The sequence below is a fragment of the Paenimyroides tangerinum genome, from assembly GCF_003865405.1.
GTDB lineage: Bacteria > Bacteroidota > Bacteroidia > Flavobacteriales > Flavobacteriaceae > Flavobacterium > Flavobacterium tangerinum.
Genome location: NZ_RQVQ01000046.1, coordinates 1 through 22,221, shown reverse-complemented (window position 1 = coordinate 22,221; position 22,221 = coordinate 1). Strand labels below are relative to the sequence as shown.

Annotated in this window: 23 protein-coding genes; 17 read left to right on the top strand and 6 right to left on the bottom strand. The window is 33.5% G+C overall.

Going from position 1 to position 22,221, the window contains the following annotated elements:
* Window positions 1–439: 439 nt before the first annotated feature.
* Together EG240_RS14435 and EG240_RS14430 are read right to left on the bottom strand one after the other, a co-directional pair.
* Entirely contained in the window at window positions 440–895 is a 456-nt protein-coding gene (locus EG240_RS14435) for a hypothetical protein (RefSeq protein WP_125020062.1), read from the bottom strand.
* 7 nt (window positions 896–902) lie between these two features.
* Window positions 903–1,460, bottom strand: coding sequence for a TetR/AcrR family transcriptional regulator (locus EG240_RS14430; protein ID WP_235830391.1), 558 nt, complete (start codon window positions 1,458–1,460; stop codon window positions 903–905).
* 738 nt (window positions 1,461–2,198) lie between these two features.
* Between EG240_RS14430 and EG240_RS14425 the strand changes: the two genes are divergently transcribed.
* The 16 genes from EG240_RS14425 to EG240_RS14350 all read left to right on the top strand — a co-directional run bounded on the left by EG240_RS14425 (window position 2,199) and on the right by EG240_RS14350 (window position 13,461).
* Window positions 2,199–2,579 (top strand): group III truncated hemoglobin, encoded by a 381-nt coding sequence (locus EG240_RS14425; RefSeq protein ID WP_125020060.1) that lies wholly within the window; start codon window positions 2,199–2,201, stop codon window positions 2,577–2,579.
* Between the two features lie 34 nt (window positions 2,580–2,613).
* Window positions 2,614–2,955, top strand: a complete 342-nt coding sequence (locus EG240_RS14420) for a cupin domain-containing protein (RefSeq protein WP_125020059.1) — start codon at window positions 2,614–2,616, stop codon at window positions 2,953–2,955.
* A gap of 17 nt (window positions 2,956–2,972) precedes the next feature.
* The gene (locus EG240_RS14415; RefSeq protein ID WP_125020058.1) at window positions 2,973–3,308 is read left to right on the top strand and encodes a phosphoribosylpyrophosphate synthetase; all 336 of its coding nucleotides are present in this window, start codon (window positions 2,973–2,975) and stop codon (window positions 3,306–3,308) included.
* Between the two features lie 5 nt (window positions 3,309–3,313).
* Window positions 3,314–3,751: an RrF2 family transcriptional regulator gene (locus tag EG240_RS14410; RefSeq protein ID WP_125020057.1), complete on the top strand. Its 438-nt coding sequence runs from the start codon at window positions 3,314–3,316 to the stop codon at window positions 3,749–3,751.
* Window positions 3,752–3,803: 52 nt separating this feature from the next.
* Window positions 3,804–5,012, top strand: a complete 1,209-nt coding sequence (hmpA, locus tag EG240_RS14405; RefSeq protein WP_125020056.1) for an NO-inducible flavohemoprotein — start codon at window positions 3,804–3,806, stop codon at window positions 5,010–5,012.
* Window positions 5,013–5,183: 171 nt separating this feature from the next.
* A complete protein-coding gene (locus EG240_RS14400) occupies window positions 5,184–5,537 on the top strand; it encodes a DUF488 domain-containing protein (RefSeq protein ID WP_125020055.1) in 354 nt (117 codons plus the stop codon).
* Window positions 5,538–5,655: 118 nt separating this feature from the next.
* Window positions 5,656–6,912 (top strand): chloride channel protein, encoded by a 1,257-nt coding sequence (locus EG240_RS14395; protein WP_125020054.1) that lies wholly within the window; start codon window positions 5,656–5,658, stop codon window positions 6,910–6,912.
* 17 nt (window positions 6,913–6,929) lie between these two features.
* Window positions 6,930–7,622 (top strand): SMUG2 DNA glycosylase family protein, encoded by a 693-nt coding sequence (locus tag EG240_RS14390; RefSeq protein WP_125020053.1) that lies wholly within the window; start codon window positions 6,930–6,932, stop codon window positions 7,620–7,622.
* Window positions 7,623–7,788: 166 nt separating this feature from the next.
* Window positions 7,789–8,226, top strand: a complete 438-nt coding sequence (locus EG240_RS14385; RefSeq protein WP_125020052.1) for a carboxymuconolactone decarboxylase family protein — start codon at window positions 7,789–7,791, stop codon at window positions 8,224–8,226.
* A 153-nt stretch (window positions 8,227–8,379) separates the two neighbouring features.
* On the top strand, window positions 8,380–8,916 hold the full coding sequence (locus tag EG240_RS14380; protein ID WP_125020051.1) for an alpha/beta hydrolase: 537 nt from the start codon (window positions 8,380–8,382) through the stop codon (window positions 8,914–8,916).
* 149 nt (window positions 8,917–9,065) lie between these two features.
* A complete protein-coding gene (locus EG240_RS14375; RefSeq protein WP_125020050.1) occupies window positions 9,066–10,043 on the top strand; it encodes a dimethylarginine dimethylaminohydrolase family protein in 978 nt (325 codons plus the stop codon).
* 235 nt (window positions 10,044–10,278) lie between these two features.
* Window positions 10,279–10,635, top strand: a complete 357-nt coding sequence (locus EG240_RS14370) for a hypothetical protein (RefSeq protein WP_317127021.1) — start codon at window positions 10,279–10,281, stop codon at window positions 10,633–10,635.
* 1 nt (window position 10,636) lies between these two features.
* Window positions 10,637–11,284, top strand: a complete 648-nt coding sequence (locus tag EG240_RS14365; protein ID WP_125020048.1) for a sigma-70 family RNA polymerase sigma factor — start codon at window positions 10,637–10,639, stop codon at window positions 11,282–11,284.
* A 23-nt stretch (window positions 11,285–11,307) separates the two neighbouring features.
* Window positions 11,308–11,646, top strand: coding sequence for an arsenate reductase (glutaredoxin) (arsC, locus tag EG240_RS14360; RefSeq protein ID WP_125020047.1), 339 nt, complete (start codon window positions 11,308–11,310; stop codon window positions 11,644–11,646).
* A 57-nt stretch (window positions 11,647–11,703) separates the two neighbouring features.
* Window positions 11,704–12,348 carry a GTP cyclohydrolase I FolE gene (gene folE, locus EG240_RS14355; protein ID WP_125020046.1) on the top strand — a complete coding sequence of 215 codons (645 nt, stop codon included), beginning with the start codon at window positions 11,704–11,706 and terminating at the stop codon, window positions 12,346–12,348.
* A gap of 300 nt (window positions 12,349–12,648) precedes the next feature.
* Window positions 12,649–13,461, top strand: a complete 813-nt coding sequence (locus EG240_RS14350; protein ID WP_125020045.1) for an RteC domain-containing protein — start codon at window positions 12,649–12,651, stop codon at window positions 13,459–13,461.
* 6 nt (window positions 13,462–13,467) lie between these two features.
* On the opposite strand, the gene EG240_RS14345 is transcribed toward EG240_RS14350, so the two are convergent.
* Together EG240_RS14345 and EG240_RS14340 are read right to left on the bottom strand one after the other, a co-directional pair.
* Entirely contained in the window at window positions 13,468–18,894 is a 5,427-nt protein-coding gene (locus tag EG240_RS14345; RefSeq protein WP_125020044.1) for an N-6 DNA methylase, read from the bottom strand.
* On the bottom strand, window positions 18,881–19,318 hold the full coding sequence (locus EG240_RS14340; protein WP_125020043.1) for a DUF1896 domain-containing protein: 438 nt from the start codon (window positions 19,316–19,318) through the stop codon (window positions 18,881–18,883). The genes EG240_RS14345 and EG240_RS14340 overlap by 14 nt, the downstream gene beginning before the upstream one ends.
* Before the next feature lie 162 nt (window positions 19,319–19,480).
* Between EG240_RS14340 and EG240_RS14335 the strand changes: the two genes are divergently transcribed.
* On the top strand, window positions 19,481–19,657 hold the full coding sequence (locus tag EG240_RS14335; RefSeq protein ID WP_125020042.1) for a histone H1: 177 nt from the start codon (window positions 19,481–19,483) through the stop codon (window positions 19,655–19,657).
* A 26-nt stretch (window positions 19,658–19,683) separates the two neighbouring features.
* Here EG240_RS14335 and EG240_RS14330 read toward each other — a convergent pair whose 3' ends face one another.
* Window positions 19,684–20,565 (bottom strand): ORF6N domain-containing protein, encoded by an 882-nt coding sequence (locus tag EG240_RS14330; protein WP_125020041.1) that lies wholly within the window; start codon window positions 20,563–20,565, stop codon window positions 19,684–19,686.
* A partial coding sequence (locus EG240_RS14325; RefSeq protein ID WP_148096353.1) for a type IA DNA topoisomerase occupies window positions 20,565–22,221 on the bottom strand: 1,657 nt, incomplete at its 5' end. The genes EG240_RS14330 and EG240_RS14325, both read right to left, overlap by 1 nt.

Sequence of the window (22,221 nt, the reverse complement as noted above, 5' to 3'; positions counted from 1 at the left end):
AAATTCTTCAATTGTTTTGTAATTCAATGAGCTGTGTCTTCTTTTTCTGTTGTACCAAATTTCCTGACGATTTACATTAGGATTTTACGAAACTTTTATCTTAGGTTCGTAAAAAATAATTTATAGACCATTTACATAAAAATATCGGATGAAAAGAAATTTTATTGAAAAATATGAAGAAAGCAATGTTCTAAGATCATTTGTAAATTTAATTCCTACTATTGGAGGTTCTTTGGATATACTTCTTTCAATAAAAGGTTCAAAAATGGAGAGAAGAACGCTTAAAAGAATTTTTGACTGAACTAGACAAGAGGGTTAAAGAAATGGAAAATCAAGAATTGATTGAAAAAATTAGTCAATCTTAAGAATTTTATGACTTGGTAGTTCAGTCTGTACGTCTTCAAGCTAAATTGGACAGTTTGAAGACGTACAAGAAAATTTAGTTAAAATACTCATGATATTCTCGATAGGAATGTTGCAGGTGCAAGACGGTTTCATTTGCTTTTGTTTCATTTGTTTCATTTTCCAACACCTTCACTATTTCAAGATGCGGGTGTAGCCATTTGTGCAGTTCTTCGTGACTTTTTCCGTCCATAGTACAACTTTTTATGAGTAGGCTGTTTTGGTCTTTTACCTGTTGAGCCAATGCTTTATAATCCGTGTGATTATTTTGGATATAAACATTTACTAGTTTTTCACCTTTCAATACAAAGGGTTTCATTTCTTCGTTTACAAGCCATTTTTCGCCATTGTTGAGTTCAACAGCTTCGGAACTCTCATCGTGTTGATGTGCTATGTGATTTTCTGTTTCCTGATGTGTGGCTGATTTTTCAGTAAGATTATTACAACTCCATGAAAGCATAAGGCTCATTCCAAATACAATTACTTTTTTCATATCTTAATTATTTATTTTCAATCATTTTTAAAATTCCCTCCAAAACGGCTTCTCCGTCTTTCATCAGGTTGGATTTATGTCCCGACAATTTCCATTTCAATACGCTCATTCTCATTCCTCCAAGTATAATAGTGGTAAGCGTAGAAGCCGTGATTAGCTTGCCGTACTGCCCTGACTTTTGTCCTTTTTCAATGTTTGCAATGACATATTGGTGCATTAATTCCATTATTTCTGAAACCTTATAACTTAATCCTTCATCATAATGAAAAATACTTTCTGCAAAAATGACACTGACAATCGCAGGTTTATCTGTAAAGGTTTGCAGTTGCGATTTAAAAACACTCCTCAATTCATCTCCTGTCGTTACGTTAGAATTTACAGGAATATTAATTATGCGATTTTTCATCCCTGTAATAAAATAGTTGAGTAAACCAAGTAAAATATCATTTTTGCATTCAAAATGACGGTATAAAGCTGGTTCGGATAAACCAATATCGGCAGCCAGCGTTTTAATAGTCAAGTTTTGAATACCGTAAGCATCAATCCGAGCTGTTGCAGCTTCCATTATTTCTATTTGTCTATTCGTGAACTTTTGCATATTATTTATTGACTAACCAATCACGTTAGTTAGTGTTCACTCGCTAAGGTATTAAAAGTTTTTAAATTGAGATAGTTTTTTTACAGCAAATCTATAAAATTTAACGCAACGTATTGATAAACAATGCAATTAAGAAAAGGAAGAAAAGTGAGATTATTTTTACGTTGGGCTATTTTCAAACAACTCGTGTGGTTTCTGTTGTAACAGCTTTTTATCGGGTAGTAGTGTTTGATAATCTGAAACCAATGTAAGGGAACAAATTATCAGTATTAAAAATACTATACTACGAAGTTGAAAATAAGTATCTCGGTAGTATTTTAATTGATGTACTGCTCAAATGCCTTGTCTAACTCCTCACAGATTACTTTGATGTAAACCTGTGTAACACCTATATCAGAAGACTCTACAGTTTTGAAACCTACTTAATGCGCATAGCATTATTTAAAACATTTGTGACGAATATTATGACGACATATTTGAGCCAACATTATCGAGCATCATCTTCAGGAGTTCTATAAACAGGTTAAGAAAGTCCATAATTAAGGACTATTGATTAGATTGTGTTTTACTTAACTGCACAGAAGACTTACTTTTTTAGTACAAAAGACTAAATCGTGATATCTGATTATTTTGTTGTAATAAATTTTATAAAATATTTTTCCATAATAAAAGATATTTTTATCTTTTATTATTATCTTTGTTTCAATGAAAACCGATATTCAAAATTTGAAAGATATAAAAGTATTAGTTGACTCTTTTTATGGAGAAGTTCAACGAGATACATTAATTGGAGGTATTTTTCATGGTGCTATTAAAGATTGGCCGACGCATTTACAAAAAATGTACACTTTTTGGCAAACGATTTTATTGAGAGAACATACTTATCATGGGAGTCCATTTCCACCACATGCCAAAATGCCGATTGACAGCACACATTTTGAGCGTTGGTTGAATCTATGGCGCAAAACAGTAGATACACATTTTGAAGGTAAATTAGCAGAAGAGGCAAAATGGAGAGGTGAAAAAATGGCAGAAATTTTTCTTTCAAAAATTACATATTTCAAGAACGAAAATAAAATAAAGTAAGCTTAAGAATGTTTAACATAAATGATAGTTTGTAATGAAAATAGCTTCAGTTTTAACAGATATTAAATATGGAGAGACCACTCCTGCTGTAAGTGTACTTGTTAATACAACTACTATTAAAGAAGTACGCATTGTCTTTAAAGAAGGTCAGGAAATGAAAGAGCATAAAGCACCGTGTCCAATAGTGGTTTCAGTGGTTGAAGGTTCAATTGATTTTGGTGTAGGAAAAGAACATTTTATTTTAGAGAAAGGAATGTTGATTGCATTAGAAGCTAATATTCTACACAGTCTCAAAGCATTACAAAATAGTATATTACGTCTATCACTCAGCAAAGCTGATAATATAGATAGAGCTAAGGAAGTTGTAAATAAATAAAACTAATAGTGTAAATTATGACGAAACTAAATAGAGTATATAATTACAATACTTTAAGTGAAGCAGTTAATGATCTTCAAAAACGAGGATATACATATGATTTTTTAATTCCAGAAGGCAAAGAATGTCTTTATTGTCAGACACATTCATTAGAACTTTCTCCTGATGAATTTCTCCTAGATGAGATTTATCGTTTTCAAGAAATGTCAGATCCAGATGAAGAAAGTATTTTGTTTGCTATTTCGTCTCCTATGCACCATATAAAGGGACTTGTAATTAATAGTTTTGGTGCTAATTTTGATTATCGTTCTTCTAAGTTGGTAGAACACCTATATAAAAAATCAAGACAATAACCGATATGGGATTTTTTTCAAAAACAGTTGAGTATGCTATGCGAGCAGTATTTTATATCGCTAGTAAATCTCAGGATGGACAAAAAGTAGGTATTAAAGAAATTGCCGAGAATATTAATTCTCCAGAGCATTTTTTAGGAAAAATATTACAGAAATTAAGTCGTCAAGGTATCATATTATCTGTAAAAGGTCCAAATGGTGGTTTTTATGTAGATACAAAAGGGTTGAATCGCCCCATAGCTGATATCATTATTGCTTTAGAAGGAGATGATATATTTACAGGCTGTGGTCTAGGCTTAAGCTACTGTTCAGAAAGTAACCCTTGTCCACTGCACAATGAATTTAAGAAAGTTCGGAATCAAATTTCGCATATGTTGCACATTACATCTATTGGAGAGTTCAATATCGAATTACTCAATGGAACATTAACACTGAATAAATAATTTTTTTAACCAAATAGAAGACATTATTGTCTTTTATTAATATTTTTATAACATGACAAACGAGCAAAAACAACTAGTAAAAGCCACTGTACCTGTATTAAGAGAGCATGGAGTACTATTGACTACGCATTTCTACAACCGTATGTTTCAGTTCAATCCTGAATTAAAAAATATGTTTAACATGGGAAATCAGCAAAATAGTAAACAACAAACAGCTTTAGCAATGGCTGTGTTAGCTTATGCAGAAAATATTGAAGACCCTTCGGTATTGTTACCAGTAGTAGGTAATATTGGTCATAAACATACAAGTCTTGATATTCGTCCAGAGCATTATACTATTGTTGGAAATCATTTAATAGCATCTATTCAAGAAGTTCTTGGTGAAGCTGCTACCCCAGAACTAGTGGACGCTTGGACAATTGCTTACAATCAATTGGCATCATTGATGAGTGGCCATGAACAGGGTTTGTACAAAAGACATACAGAACAAAAAGGTGGTTGGACTGGCTGGAGACCTTTCGTAGTGAAACAAAAAATAGTCGAATCAGCCGAAATTACTTCGTTTTATCTTTATCCCACTGATAATGGTTCTGTAGAAAATCATCTTCCTGGACAATATATCAGTTTGCGTTTATTTCTTCCTGAATTACAATTATTACAACCACGCCAATACAGTATTTCAAGCGCACCTAATGGAGAATATTATCGCATATCTGTAAAAAGAGAAGCTGGTAGCCAACATCCAGATGGTATGATTAGTAATCGCCTTCATGACTATATTAACCAAGGTGATGTTGTAGACCTTTCTGCTCCAGCTGGTACATTTGTGTTGAATGCATCAAGCGATTTACCGAAAGTTTTCATTAGTGGTGGTGTGGGACAAACACCTTTATTGTCTATGTTGGAAAATCTTATTTCAAACAAAAATAATATCAACGTGCCAATCACTTGGGTACATGGTTGCAGAAATGAAGAAGTGCACGCCTTCAAAGACAAAGTAGCAGAAATATCACATGTAAATTCTAACATTAATCAGCATATCTTTTATGAGCAATTAAAAGAAACTCAAAATGATAAATACGAAGGTTGGGTTGATCTTGAAGTGTTAAAAGATACTATACTTGAAAATGAAACAGAATACTATATTTGCGGGCCTGCTCCCTTTATCAAAAAACACTATAATTTTCTAATAGAAAATGGTGTGCAAAAATCAGCAATCTATTTTGAAGAATTTGGACCTGCATCGTTGCAGTTGAATTAATAGTTCTATAAATAAAAACAGCTTTAGAAAGTGGTTGAATAAGTACCTATGTAATGATTAATTTCACTACATTAGGTACTTTCAATAAATATAGTATTGTAGTAAAAAAGAATATCAATTTTTTATTATAAATATTCAAAAGCAAATATATTAATGAAAAAAACATATATTATGAAAAGCATTAAAATTAAAAGAATCTACGACCCACCTGAATTAGAAGATGGCTATCGAATACTCATTGATAGACTTTGGCCAAGAGGAATCGGTAAAGAAGAAGCAAAATTAGATGAATGGAATAAGAATATTGCTCCTTCTACCGAATTACGAAAATGGTTCGATCACAAAGAAGAACGTTTTGAAGAATTCTCATTACGTTATCAAGAGGAGTTGAAGACTCACTATTCAGAATTGGAACGATTGTTCGAAATTGCAAAAAAACAAAATCTGTGTTTATTGTATGGGGCTAAGAATCCCAATAACAATCAAGCTGTAGTATTAAAAGCTATACTACTAAAATTAGTATAGATATCGTTTAATGTTTTTTTTAAAACTTTCAATTATCTTACTTTTGCTCGTGTATCTACTCTTCACGTAGTATTGTGAGACTCGTAACAACATATAAGTGTATTAATACACAATATAAATGAAAAGAAAAAAAATAGCCTTTCATAATTTTTTCAAACTGATTATAGCTTCTGCATTAGTGAGTATATGCAGTTTGATTTTAGTTTTTGCTACACAACAATTAACCGAACATGTTGAGCATTTAATTTTTGAAAAAGTGTATACTACTCAAAAATTAGTCTTTATATTCTTACCCACGATAGGGATTACCACCATTTATTTTTTAAGAAAATTTCTTTTTAAAGGTCGTAAAAACAAAGGTATTACAGAGATTTATAAAACACTGGATCAACGAAAAGATCACCTTCCTGCTTTTAAAGTACCTTCTCACTTAATCAATGGTTTTTTAACTGTTGCATCTGGAGGTTCGACAGGTATAGAAGTTTCATCAGTGGTAGCCACTGCTACAGTAGGTAATTTGGTACATACCAAGCATTTCTCTGCTAATATGTATAAAAAAGAATTGATCTGTGCTGGTGTTACTGCCGCAGTAGCTTTATTATTTGCAAGCCCGCTTGCTGGTTTTCTTTTTGCGATGGAAGTGATAGCTAGAAAAACTAATAAATCTTTATTTATCAGCTGTGGTACTTCTGCTATACTGGCATGGACTTTTATATTAATATTCAACTATCAACCACTACTACCATTCCGCATAGATAATTGGAACGTTTATGCTTTACCCTTTTTTCTGTTATTAAGTTTAATGGGAGGTCTATTATCTGTCTATTTTACATTGTTGGTAATCCGAATGAAAAAACTATTTGGTAATATTAACAATAATTTTTTAAGGGTAAATATTGGTGCTATTTCTGTTGGAGTTTTTATTTTTCTATTTCCAGCATTATACGGTGATAGCTATCATGGATTAAAAGATATTTTGGGTGGTACTGGAAGAATTACCATATTAAGCTTATCTGTTTTAATTTTACTTAAACCTTTAGCCGCATCACTAACTCTTGGGGCAGGTGGAGATGGCGGTGTATTTGCTCCCAGTATAGTAGCTGGAGCTTTTCTAGGACTTTTATTTGCTCAGATTTGTAATCTACTATTCGGTTTGCAATTAGTGCCTTTGAATTTTGCACTAGTAGGTGCCGCTGCTACGTTGTCTGCTTCTATTTATGCTCCTTTAACTGCTTTAGTTTTGGTTTGTAGTTTGGTTCCTAATGGTTATCAATTATTCGTACCAATATTAGTTGGCAGTTTTACTGCAAAATATTTTGCAAAAACCATCCTTCCTTATAATGTTTATACCTATGATTTTTATGTCGCTAAGTAATATTTAAATGAATTAATATGCTATCATTTGGACAACAGGTAATTGATTTCAATACAAAACTAGAATACAGCGAAAATCTTCCTGAGGGTTTTGCTATTTTAAATCCATATCATGATAATCCTGAAACATTGAAGGTAATGCAGGCATTTTATGATAAATTTTATAGTGACAGTAACAGTCGTAAATTTATTATCGGAATCAATCCTAGTCGGCATGGCGCAGGAGTGACAGGCATCCCGTTTACTGATACCAAACGTTTAAAATCTTCTTGTGACATAGAAATGCAAAGTGCACATACACACGAGATTTCTTCAGTTTTTATGTATGACATGATAGCGGCCTTTGGCGGAGTTAATTTGTTTTATCAAAATTTTTATATTAATTCTCCTTTTCCACTGGCAATAGTTCGTCAAACCAAAAATAAAGGATGGATCAATGCAAATTATTACGATGATCCAAAATTGTTTGAAGCTGTAAAACCTTTTATGATTAAATCCTTGAAAGCACAGATAAAACTTAATTTAGAAACTAATCAAGTTTATATTTTGGGCAAAAAAAATGCCGTTTTTATAAATCGACTAAATAAAGAAGCTAAGCTTTTTGATAAGGCAATTGTATTAGAGCACCCTCGCTATATTCAACAATATAAATCTAAAGAAAAACTATTTTATATAGAAAAATATTTAAATGCTTTTAATTATGAAGAGTAAACATCAAAAACCAAAGATTGTATGCAAGTGCACGTCTTCAAAGTTATACAACATACGTTAGAAGCTTATGCCGATAGGTTAACTTTTTCTGAACGGTTTATTGTCAAAAAGGAAACGACTTAACTATTCAAGTTGCTAAAACAAACCCAATTAAAGATAGAATATAATGAAAGAACGATTAAATATCTACAACATCGACCCCAAGACTTTTGAAGCAATGATGGGGTTAGAAAACTACCTTGCACAAAGTAGTTTGGATAAAAACCTATTTGAACTTATCAAAACTCGTGCTTCTCAAATAAATGGATGTGCGTATTGTATCAATATGCACACGCGCGATGCGATAAAAATTGGAGAAACAACACAGCGTCTGTTTTTACTAGATGCCTGGCGAGAATCCAATCTTTTTACAGATAAAGAAAAAGCTGTTTTGGCATTGACCGAAGCGATGACTTTAATAGCTGGAAAGTCTGTGTCCGATGAAATTTATGACACTGCTAAAAATCATTTAACTGAAAAAGAATATGCGGCTGTTATAATGGCGGTTGTAGCAATTAATGGATGGAATAGGATTGCGATTACATCACAAACACCATTAGACTAACCTTTATGCAAATAACTCAAATGAATTTATCCGAACTTACCGAGAAGCTCGAACAACTTTATACGTAGCCTTTCGCGCCAAAAAAGAAACCATTGACGAGGCTGTTGTGATGATTAGTAGTTGTTTAAAATTCGTATTACAAAAACATTAGCGTTGAAAAAACTAATTTTACTTTCAGACATATGGGGAATTGAAAAATCGAATTGGATGTTTCAATATACGTCTATATTGGAACAATATTTTGAAATCCATTATTACGACTGCCGTGAATTGGCATGCATTCCCGAAGCTGAATTATCAGAAGAAAATATCCATAGTCAATTTGTAAATGGAGGTATTGATACAGCTGTTAAAAAGCTTCTCGAAATAGAACACGAGGCTTCTGTTGTTGTAGGATTTAGCATAGGAGGTTGTATTGGATGGAAAGCTTGTTTATCAGGTTTAAAAGTACAACATCTGTTTGCGATATCATCAACAAGATTGAGATATGAAACCGAAAAGCCATTTGCAAAAATTGAATTGTTCTATGGTGAAAAAGATTGTTACAAACCTGACGCTAGTTGGTTTCAACAAATGCAAATCAAAGAAGAAGTTTGTGAAAACGAAGAACACGAACTATATCAAAAAAAAGAAGTAGTGGAATATTTCTGCAAAAAAATTATTGAGAAAATATACAACCAAAACCATTAATAATGCTATTGATTAAATGAAATTTTGTACCAAATTTTAATTTTTTCGACTTTTTATGTGTCCTTTTAATTTCTCATCTAGCTTAATCAGAAGTTAATAATTATGTATTTTTAATTGATAATAAAATATTAAACAATATAAAAAAGAAAATGATTTTTGTTGAAAATGAATTTGCTCCACTTAAAAGAGTAGTCGTTGCTCAGTCTGAATTTGGTTATCCTATACAACCCAAAGAAGATGATTTAAGATTTTTAAATGAAACCGAACTGCAAGAAAGTTTGAATAACAAAGAAATCTGGGGTAAAAATTTTGCTGAAGTTTATCCCGATTTACAAAAACAATGGGAACTGGAACGAATCAATCTTACTCAAGTTTTACAACGATATGGAGTAGAAGTTTTCCATCCCAGAAAATTAACGAATGCCGAAAAAAATGCTGTAGGTAAGGATGGTTATGCCAATTTCTTTTGTAGAGATCCTTTCTTCACCATTGGAAATTTCGTTATTGAGGGTTCTTTACGTTTTCTACAAAGAAGAAACGAAGTTTTTCCGCTTAGAGAAATTTTTGAAAAAGTTGTCTATCCTGAAGATTGCATATATATTGCCGTCCCACAACCTGAAATTACAGATGACACAGACCTTACTTTAGGAAAAGGTCCTTTTTTGGAAGGAGGTGATGTTTTGGTTTATGACAAAACGGTTTTCGTAGGAAACTCCGGATTGGCATCTAATGACCTAGGGATTTTTTGGCTCACGAAACTCCTAAAACCTCATGGTTATACGGTAAAAAAAATAGAATTGCACCCTAATATTTTGCATTTAGATTGTGCTTTAGGTTTTGTAAAAGAAGGTTTGATGATTATTTGTGAAGACGCTTTTATCAATGGAGTTCCTGAGTTATTTAATGATTGGAGAAAGATAAAAGTAAGTTTGAAAGAAGCTACTAGTTTAGCAACTAACGGTCTACCTGTTTCGTCGGATGTTTATATTACCGATCCTGTGTTCAAGCATATTGGCGAGCAAATTGCTCAAGAAGGCATCACAGTTGAATATATTGATTTCAACATCAGCCGAAGTTTTGGTGGAGCTTTCCGATGCAGTACACAACCCCTTTTGAGAAAATTTTAATAAAAACTTTCTTTTGCATTTCAAAAACTTATTGTTCAAAGCATTATCAGTTTTTAATGTATAACTAATGTATGATTTAGTAATTTGGAAACTGAATACAGTTTCTCGTCTATTTTAAACGACATAATTTTCAAACTTTTTGACTTTTTTTGTAACCTTTTAATTTCTCACCTACCCTAATCAGGTATAAACAATTAAATTTTACAAAATGGAAAGTATAATTAAAAGTCAGTCATTGAGACAAACGTTCAATCTATTAAAATATACATTCGGAATCGTTCCTATTGTTGCTGGTACAGATAAATTCACTAATTTGTTAACCAATTGGGAACAATACATCAACCCAACAATGGCGAACTTATTGCCATTTTCAGCTTCGGTTTTTATGATGATCGTAGGTATTGTTGAAATTGTTGCAGGTATCATTGTGCTGAAAAAACCCGAAATTGGCGGGTATATTGTTGCTGCCTGGTTAACAGTTATAGCATTGACCCTGTTACTTGGTTTCAATTACGTGGACGTAGCAGTACGTGACCTTGTAATGGCAATTGCTGCCTTGTCTATGGCAAGATTATCTAAAATCGTTAAATAGCATGAAACAATTTGAAAAGTTTACAGAAACTGAAATCATTGAACGAATTTTAAAAGGAGAGAAATCGCTTTACGAGCTTATCGTAAGGCGGTTTAACCCTTGCCTCTACAAAATCGGTAGATCATATAACTACAATCACGAAGATACGCAGGATTTAATGCAGGAAACTTTTATTGACGCATACAAAAGTCTGTTGCAATTTGAAGGTCGTGCAAGCTTTAAAACATGGATTATTCGTATTATGATGAACAATTGTTATCGAAAAAGAGAAAAATCAAGTTTTAAAAATGAAATTATGCAAGATGCAAACGAACATTCAACCCCATTATTTACCAATAGAAATAATGATACTGACAAAATAATTCAGAATCGTGAGTTGGGAAATATCATTGAAAAAGCTCTTGTTCAAATACCTTTGGATTACCGAATGGTATTTTCGTTACGGGAAATAAACGGACTAAATGTTTCTGAAACCGCAGAAATGTTAAACATTAGTGAATCGAACGTAAAAGTACGACTAAATCGGGCAAAAACATTGCTACGAACCGAAATTGAAAACTCTTATTCTACCAACGAATTGTTTGAATTTAATTTAATCTATTGCGATGCAATGGTAGAAAATGTAATGATAAAAATAAACGAACTATAATTCGAAAATTCTCAAAATTACAAATGAAAATATATCATAATTTTCAATGTAGCAAAAGTAATTGTGCATTGGAGTTGATTAAAGAAAATGGAATTACTCCACAAATTGTGGATTATTTAAAAAATACCCCAAGCAAAGAAGAATTAATAATGTTGCTGTCTATGCTTAACATGAAGCCATTCGATATCATACGAAAAAATGAAGTTATTTTCCAAAAGAATTATTTTGGAAAAATTTTTACTGATGAGCAATGGCTAGACATTTTATTACTACACCCAGAGCTTATTGAAAGACCGATTGTGGTAAAAAATGGCAAGGCGGTTATTGCTCGACCTGCGGAACGACTATTGGAACTATTGTAATAAGACACTTAGTTGTTTAGGAAAAACCGAATAATATTAATCAACTTGAATAAAATTATGCCAGAAACATCAAATATAGATTTAGATAAAACCATAATTAATACCCCTATTCACGACGATGCATTTGAGCTGAGTGATATGGAAAAGATAAACAAAATCGAACATCATTTTGCTAAAATAATGCAGATACTTGGACTTGATCTTAATGACGATAGTTTGTGCGAAACACCTAATAGAGTAGCAAAAATGTTTGTGAAGGAAATATTCAGTGGATTAAACCCCAATAACAATCCTGAAATAAGTCTTTTTGAAAATAAATACGGTTACAAAAGAATGCTGATCGAAAAAGACATTACCTTATATTCAAATTGCGAACATCATTTTGTGCCGATAATTGGAAAGGTACACGTTGCCTATATTCCAGGCAAGCAAGTTATCGGTTTGTCAAAAATTAACCGATTGGTACAATATTATGCCAAACGTCCGCAAGTTCAAGAGCGACTAACCATTCAGATTTCGGAAGCTTTAAAAGAGATTTTGCAACACGATGATGTAGCTGTTTTAATAGAAGCCGACCATTTGTGTGTAGCATCAAGAGGTATCAATGACACGAACAGTAAAACTTTTACTGCAGAGTATTCTGGACAGTTTGAGAACGATATCGTAAGACAGGAGTTTTTATTACACGTCCAAAACAAATAACAACAATGACACAAACAGTTAAAATTTATTACTAACGTTTCTTTCTTTGGTTATTTTAAGTAAACCTTAAAGCAGTATAATTTCAATAAGACTAAAAACAGCTATTATTATCGGAAAACAATCTAGTTATGTCTCGAGTACGTTTTATCTTAAGCTATTAAAAAACACATAGAACCTTATTTAGGGTAATAAACCATTTTAATTTATTGTTATCAGAAAAAGTTGCGTTAATATTTTCTATTTAATTTACGTTTGAATTTTATAAATCTCTTAGAAATTTAAGTAAAAAACTATTATTAAATGGAAAAATTATATGCAAAAACTTGTCATAAATTAGAAACAATAATTCATGAATTAGAAATTGAAATTAACTGTCCCATAGAAAAAACAGAAACTATTATAAAGCAAATTATTCACAGCTTGTCAGATTTAAAAGGACATGTACTGAAAAATGGTTTTAAAAGTATAGATGAAGAAGTTTTCTTTTTTAAACATCAGAAACCAGTCATTGTTGCCAAGCTCATATATTACAATTCAATTTACAAAATTGAAACAAGGAAACCTTATGGAGCAAAGTCAATCAAGAAATATCTCAAAAAAGAACTCAGAAAACTTAAAAAATTCTTTGAGCATAATATAGATTTTTACAAATATTACCGTAGTGGTAATTCTTTTCTTGATGAGAATTTCTTTAGTCGTGGAAAACACGACATAAGGCTGTGGTTGGATACTTTTTATTTTGAAGCAGATCATCGTTTTTGTACCTCTCATGATTACAAAGTTGCGAAAATAATTGCCAACGATTTGATACAAGTATATCTTGAAGATCAACTAAATCGTAATTATAAAAATAGATCTAATGAATCGTCTCTTAGTTGGACAGGAAGCAAAGCAGCTTTGACTGAACTTATTTATGCACTATATTCTCAAGGCATATTTAACAATGGAAATACCGATTTAAAACTCATTACAAAAACATTTGAAACAGCACTTAACATTGACTTAGGAGATTTCTATCATACATTTATGGAAATCAAAGCCCGTAAAATAAACCGAACGAAATTTCTTGATAACCTGTGTGAAACACTTATAAAAAAAATGGACGAGCAGTAATCAATATCATTTCATTATTCTTCTAGGAACATAAGTGATTTTTGTACGGAAAGTACTTTCAGAAATCTGTTGTACTTCATGTTCCTTTTCATTATTTTTCGATTGTTCTTCTCCTTGGCTCACAGGTTCAATAGACAACTGTATTTTTCTTTCTACGGCTGCTAATTCGGTTTTAAGTTCTCGTAATTTATTTTCCTTTGTCCAGTTGTCATTAACCACTTGTTGAAGAACAGGTAGGTCTTTTTGAAACTCATGTATATTCTCTTGTTCCTTTTTGATATAGGCAGGTAATTTTTCTAATGCTCTTAAGAAGTTCATTGATGCCGTTTCTGGATCTTTAGCCATAATTCCATTATTGTAATTATATTTAATATTTCCTTCGCCTTGCACAAAGAAGCGGTTTACCCGAATATCAATATCCTCTTTTTGGGAAACCTCGGTTTTGACCAATAGTTGAAAACCATACAAGCTACCGATTTCCCCATAATCGCCACCTGTGCGGGATTTGTCTGCCAATTGGTTGAGCTTAGCGCCAATTTGTTTTACATCTGTAGTAAGTGATAAACCTTGTAAACGAATAGGATTGACAATAGAACCATCAGTATGTTTTTTGATACGACTTTGTAAATTATTCCAGTCTAAACTAATTCTATCATAACGAGATTGAGCTTTTTGTAATTCAGCTATATAATCTTCCAATTTATATTTTGCACTGTATTTGGAACGGTTGAAAGCCTGCTTTTCACTTTCTAATCCAGCAATTTGCTTTTCCAATTTTGCTTTGTCTAACAGATCGGTATTACCTGAAAGTATTGCCACATATTCCGAAAAGTTCATACCTGATTTTTCATCCATACTTCCCTCATCAATGGTTCGCTTACCAAGATTGTTGTTCTTTAACTGGTCAATAAAAAGTTGTTTGTTGTACAATAAATTAAATTTATAACTATCTAACGATTTTTCAACTGCATAGATAACCACATCCACTTTGTTATCAGCAAAGAATTTAGCAATTTCATTTCCTTTACGGATCGCCCGACCATCACGTTGAGCCAAATCGCTTGGGCGCCATGGTGTGTCTAAATGATGTATGGCAACAGCCCTTTTTTGTGCATTTACACCTGTGCCTAACATACTAGTCGAACCAAATAGCACTCGGATTTTACCTTCATTCATTCCTTTAATCAACTCCTTACGTTGGTGGTCTGTTTTTGCTTCTTGAATAAAACGAACTTCGTGTGCGGGAATTTGATGAACTTCTACCAGCTTGCGTTTGATTTCAGAATATACATTCCATTCGTTTGGTTTGTAACTTCCTAAATCTGAAAACACAAACTGAGTTCCTTTCTGTGAATTGTATTGGTTGTAATACTTGGCAATGTTTGCCGCACAATGTGAGGCTTTACTGTCGGGATGATCATCATAAACATTGCTGACCATACGCATATCCAAAGACATTTTTCGGGCGTAATCGGTAGCAATGAGCATTTTTGCTTTTTCTTCTGTTGGAGATAAAGGTAATCTTCCTAGTAAAGTGGCATCACCTGATTTAGCAAATTGCATCAGGCTTTGGATAAATACTTCCTGATCAGGTGTTGGTGGAATGTTATACAGGATTTCGTTCTTATTTGGTCGATCAATGCCAATATCTTTTGCGGTTCTGTAATCTGTAATCTCAGAGTAAAACTGAGCCAATTCTGGAACTTTGATAAAGTAACGAAACCGTTCTTTTGCGACTATATTATTAGCTACAGAAAATTCATAATCGGTTGTTTTTCTTGCATAGATGGCTGCCCAGGCATCAAAGGAATGAATACCTTGCTTTTCCATTGCTCGTGGTCTTAGGTATTTAAATAACAAATATAATTCAGTTAACGAATTACTAATAGTGGTTCCGGAAAGGAAGGTTGCTCCCATATCGGCATTGGTGCGATCTTGAATGGTCCGAATTGCAAAAAGCAGGTTCATGGCTTTTTGACTACCGTCAACATTTCCTAGTCCAGCAACCCGAGTATGCCTTGTGTTAAACATTAGATTTTTAAACTGGTGACTTTCGTCCACAAACAAATGATCTATGCCCATCATTTTAAAGTCCACCACATCGTCTTTACGGTTTTCTATATCGTATTGCAGGGTTTTGAGTTTTACTTCCAGATTTTCTTTTCGTTTGATAACACCAGCAAGCATTCCTCGGGTAACTTCTTTGCCCTGTGCTTGTAATGCATCAAGATTACGTTCTACACTGTCTAGCTCTATTTGTAGTATTTCTTTTTGTACTTCGGGCGATTGCGGTATCATTCCAAATTGATCATGTGTTAATATCACGCAATCCCAATCATTGTTTTTAATGTCACCAAAAATGTGCATTCGTTTTTGTGGAGTGAAGTCTGCTTTACCTGGAAATAGAATTTTAGCATGAGGATAAGCGGTACGATAGGCTTCAGCAATTTCATGCACATTACTTTTTAATCCAATAATCATCGGTTTATGAGCTAATCCCAAACGCTTCATTTCTTGTGCAGCCGTACACATCACCAATGTTTTCCCTGCCCCTACTTCATGGTCGCAGATTGCACCGTTATTTAATTTTATCATCCAAACCGTATCTTTTTGGCTATTATACAAATCTTCGATGCCCAATGCTTTTCGGTCTAAACCTGGAAAGTTTTGGTGGGTTCCATCATAATTCGGACGGACAAAACAATTAAAGGTATCGTTGTATTGGTCGGTCAGCCTGTTTTTAAACTCATCGCTTTGAGCATGTAACCAATCGGTAAAAGCAGAACGAATTTCATCAATCTTGGTATTCGCCATTTGAATGGCTTCCATATCCCGAACTTTTACCTCTTGGTCGCCGACCATAATTTTTTTGGTGATGTCTGGTGTGGTATTTACTAAGGCGTGTTTAAGTAATGCGATACCATCAAAAGTTCGACTTTCTGATTTTACGGCATATTTATCCCATATATGTACATTCTTACGGTCGCACTTTACAGAAAAGTCATCGGAGCTATCAGAATAATGAACCAATACATCGGTATCAAACAAATGCGAAGCAAAACGGGCATAAATTCCCGTAGGTATCCAACGTTCACCTAAATTGAAATCCAGTTCTTCAAACTCAATTCGTCTTGGTCTAGCTTCTATTAGTGCGGTGAGGCTGGTTTTAGCCTCCGTATTATCAGGATTGTTTTCAACGTAATTTCTAATATCCTGTGCTTTCTCCACGACATTACCTGAAATCCAGCGTTCGGCTATTTCGTATTCGCGCTCTAAAGGATTGTAGAAAATACGACCATGTAGGGCTTCTTTCAAAGCTTCATCAGTCATACCGCTGATTTCAGACATATATTCCAAATTCACAATTCCATATTTGTTCAATGACGTTGCCAAAGCTTCGTCGGGATCATCTGTTGCTACGGTTACGGTTGAAAAACTTACAGGACGACTGAATATATCGGCTTTGTGTACCACGCCACCAATCACACGTTCCAAATAAGGTATTTCCTTTCCTGCGCTATCGGTTTTGATAAGTTTGATATTATCTCCGCTGTTGAGATTTCCGTACTTTTTTACAAAAGCATCATATAAACGGTTTAGTGTTTCTCTTTCTTCTTTATGTTCGGTTTGTTTTTCGGCTTCTTTGGTATAGAGTTGTTGGTAAACATCGCGTAGTACGATATAAGCTTCAGCTCTTACTTTCTGTAAAGGTGGTAATTGCAAAGGATGGAAAATAGCCACATCATTACGTAAATCCACTTCTTGTAAATAACCAACCCAACCCTTATCCATAACAAGGCTATCGTTACGGTAGTACGATTGTAGTTTGTTACTGTATGGAGCAGGTTCTGGTATACTAGTGTTTACAGCAATTTTTTCTATTTGATTTTTACTATTAGCATCCGAGAATAGATCAACAATAATTTCCCGTTTTTGATTGGATGAAGAAGCTGTTTCATTGCTGTTTTTGTTGCTAACAGGAGCTGTATAAGCTTGTTGCATTGAACTACTGAACAGATTTGTTTGACGAACTGTGCTTTGTTTAGGTTTACGAGAACTTTGTCGCTTGACGGTTTGAACAGTCACTTTAGGCTTTGCAACTAAAACAGTTTCTTCTGTATTTTCAAAAAGGTCGAAAATGCTTAACTGTTTTAATTCCTGTGGTCTTTCTTCTTTTGTCACCGATGCCGTTGAATGTTGTTGTTGTTGTTGTTGTTTATCAGTAACTGCTGGCTTGAGAGTTGGCGTAAAAGGAATTTGTGCGATAGTTTCATTGTTGAGTTCCCTTTTATATAAGTTCAAATTCAGATTTTTTCGGAAATCTTCGGAAAGTATTTGTTTCAAATCTTTTGCAATACCGTTTACACCATCTTTATGCGTATAAATAATAGCTGGTTTTCCATAAGGATCCGTATCTATTTTTCGCTCGGTATAGATAACCCTTGAATAGTTTCGGAAATAAGCATTGCTAGGCGTGTTGTATTTAGTTTGTTTACTTTGACAAAACAATTCTTCGGTCTCGCTAAATTCTTGTTTTGCTGTATTCTTTTGCAGGATTATCAAATCACTTCCAACTTCTGTTCCTGCATATTCTGCAAACAGATTATTCGGTAATCGTATAACTGAAACCAAATGGTTGTTTTCCATCAAAGCTCGACGTATAGGTTCGTTACTTGGGCTATTCAAAATACCCTGAGATGTAATAAAAACCTGTAAACCACCCTCACGGAGCATATCATTTCCTTTTAAAAAGAAATAGTTATGAATGCTTCGGGAAGCCTGCACTTTTGAACTGTCCTTGCTTCGGGAATACGAAAGGTCGAAAATAGCGGTGTCGCCAAACGGTATATTGCTAGCGATTACATCATAGCTGTTTTGTTCTTTTTCTGGAATTTCTTCAAAACCACTTATGCGGATGTTGCTTTCGGGATAAAGCTGTTTTAATATTTTACCAGTCAACAAGTCCTTTTCATAAGCAGTAACACTAGTATTTTGATTTTCAGAAAAGGATTGGATAAATGAGCCGATTCCTGCCGATGGTTCAAGGAATTTATCAATACGTAAACCACTTTCTTGTAAACTTTCGGAAATTGTATCTATAACCTGTGGTGGTGTATAAAAAGCCGTCAATACCGAACTTCGCATACTATCTACGTAATACTTGTATTGCTTGTCGTTTTCGGAATTTTCTTTTAGAAGTTGATGAAGCTCCTGTGTAAGTGGGAAAAGGTCATGTTCGGTCTTTCTCCAATTATTGATATCTATTTCATTTCCTACGGGGTTCAACACGAATTTAAGACCACCAAATCCGCTGTATTGCATCATGAGCAGTCTTTCACCTACCGTGGCTTGTCGTTTCTCCTTTTCCAGTGTAAAAGCAATTCGTAAGGCATCAATGTTCTGTTGGAGATGTTGCTTTTTACTGAAGCCCATTCTCCTCAATCCATATTGCGATATTTCCTGTTATTTCGGTATAAAGCAGGTTAAACTCATATCCGTAGGCGAAGTCATCGGTTAGTTCATATTTATTGAAAAGCGGCTCACAAATTGGAAGCATTTTAAGAGCAAACGGTCTTAGTTCCTCGTCTGCCATTATAGTATCAAACTCATTACAGACTACCTGAAAAACAGTATCGAATTTGGAGAAGTGCAAACCTTCAAACAGAATATAGTTAGCTATTTCGTTGCACTGTTCAATGGGGTTTCCCGAACGAAAAGCTCCATCGTAGGCATTGGCAGCCCACGAAGAGCGTTGTTCAATAAATTTTTGATCGCTTGCTTTTTCAGGAAAGCTTGTATTTAATAATTCTTGTAGTCGTAATCTGAAATACGAAAGGTCTTTTTGCTGTGTGTTCATGCTATAAAATATTTATGCGATGAATAAATGTAGAACAAGAACCAAAAGCTTTCGTAAAAGTGGTAAGATTTGGCTTTTAGAGGTTGTATTTGACTAAATAAAGGTTACAAACTGAACAAAAATTGTATTTTTGCTATTTACAATTTTTAATATATCATTATAATGAACGAACTAATCGAAAAAATCAACGCAAGCTTTGAAACATTAAAAGCGGATGCAGAACTACAGGCAGAAAAAGGAAACAAAGCAGCTGGAACAAGAGCTCGTAAAACTTCTTTAGAGTTAGAAAAACTGTTGAAAGAGTTTAGAAAAGCATCTTTAGAAGCATCCAAAGCATAAAGAATAAACCCTCCAATTCGGAGGGTTTATTCTTTATTTAAAAACTGAAGCATCCTACCCACCTCAATATCCATTCTCGAAAAGGCAAACCATTTTTTACCTAAATCTTTGAGTGAGGAACCGATATGATACAATTCCGTATTGTCGATAATTAGAAAACGATCGTGAGCATCGGAGAATAGTTCAATTTCAATTGGAGAATATTGGCTGTTATATCTTTGCAAATCCAACCGTAGCTGATTACTGATGGTTTTGGTATAAATAGTGGCGGTTACATCAGTATTTCGTTTTCCCAATAAAGTAAGTACCGTATCGTCCACATAATTGTCAAATAAGATAATGGATTGTTTGGCACTACGGATAATATCCGATACAAAAGTGTAGGCATCGAAAATCTGTCCGTTGTAGAAAACACCTTTTTCGCTATGCAGTTTGTCACTTTCCAAAGCCTTAAAAATTTCTTCAATTTTTTGATCTGATTGTAACTGTTTTAATTCGATATTGTCCAAACGCTGAAACAGTGATGCATTACTTACAAGTATATGTCGCATTTCAACAAAGGCATCCATTATTTCAATACTAACTTTCACAGCAATTTCAGAACGAAGAACTGCAGATAGCATCGCAATTCCAGCTTCTGTAAAAACGTAGGGCTGATAACGTCTTCCGCCTCGCCCTACGTTTGAGGTTCCAATTTGGAACCTCAAAAACTCACTTTCCTCATCGGTTAGTTGGAAACAGAATTTTTCAGGAAACCTATCTAAATTTCGCTTTACAGCTTTGTTAAGGTTCTTTGTTTCCACTTGGTACAAAACCGCCAACTCACTATCTAACATCACTTGTTTTCCACGTATAGTATAAATCAGTTTTTTGATCTCCATTGGAGTAATTATTGGTCTACTTTCCATTACTTTTTGAAACTTTTATTTTTGGCAAATTCAAATGAGGTGCTGTAATCTTCATTCAATACGATATAAGCGTCGAACTTTTTTTCTGCTTTGCTTTTCATTCCTTTTAGCAGTCCTGTTTTACCTTTGTTTACTAATGCCTCAATATCATTGAGCGTTAATTGTATACCGCAAATGTTTCTAAACTGTACCCAATTACAGACTTCGTCTACGCATTTCACAATTTGATCTCGAATTACAAGGGGATTCGATTTACATTTAGGACAAGTTAATTTTGGATGACTGTTTTGAATAGTAGTGGTTTGAAGTAATTCTTCTGTAATGGATTTTGTAAATACTTCAATTTCGCTTTGAAAAGTAGTTGGATTTAGATCTCTTGTTTCGATTTTCTCAAATTGAATCTCCCATTCAGCTGTTAAAGCTACATCTGCAATTTTCATATTTTTTACTTGATGATAAATAAACAAGCCTTTTTGGGTTGGAAGTAATGCTTTATTTTCTATTTCAATATAGTTACGTTTAAATAAAATTTCGATGATTGACGCTCTTGTTGCTGGTGTTCCAATTCCAATATTCTTTAATATTTTTCTTGCTTCATCATTTTCAATAGTATTACCAACGTTTTCCATTTCTGATAAAAGACTTGCTTCTGTATAAAGCATTGGAGGTTTGGTTTGTTTTTCTAACATTAATTCCTTTTTAATTTTGAGCTCGTCTCCTACTTTAAGATTTGGTAAATGTTGAAGTAATTCACTATCGTCTTCTGAAAGACTTCCTTTTACAGCTCTCCAACCCACGTCTACTATTTTAACTCCTTTTATTGTAAAATCGTAATGTAGTACTTCTAAATTCACATCTGTTATTTCTTTAATACAAGATGGTGAAAGGGCTTCAAGCAATCGAAAAACGATCAAATTATAAATCGCATTTTCTTTTGCCGATAAAGCTGAAGGAATTTTATCTGTGATTAATAATCCGTGGTGATCGGTGACTCTCAGATCATTTACAATACGTTTATTGAAACGCCCCCATTTTAACTTAGATACTTCTAAATTATACTTTTCATGCTCTTGTAAAGCTCTTAATAATTTTGGAATTTCATCCCACATGTCCTCAGGAATGTGTTTACTTCCGGTTCTAGGATACGTTATGAATTTCTTTTCGTAGAGACTTTGTGCAATATTTAAGGTGTCTTCTGCTGTAAGGTTTAGCTTTTTATTTGCTTCTTTTTGCAGTCCCGTTAAATCAAATAATAAAGGAGCTTGTTCTGTGAGGTTTCTGTTTTCAATTGATGTAATGGTAGCTTTTTCGTTACGTTGAATGGACTTTAAGGAATTTATTACTGCATTTTGTTCGTTCCATTTTATTTGTGAACTTCCTTTAAACTCTATAAAATCTTTATTAAATAAAAGTTCTATTTGCCAATAATTAGTAACTTCAAAACTTCTATTGTCTAAAAAACGTTTGCAGATTAATCCTAAAGTTGGGGTTTGTACTCTACCTAAAGAATACATTCCGTTGCCTACAGCAATACTAAGTGCTTGTGTAGCATTTATTCCCACAAGCCAATCTGAACGACTACGTCCTTGGGCGGCATAATACAATCCATCAAAAGTATTTCCTTCTTTCAGATTTTCAAATCCTTGTTTAATCGCT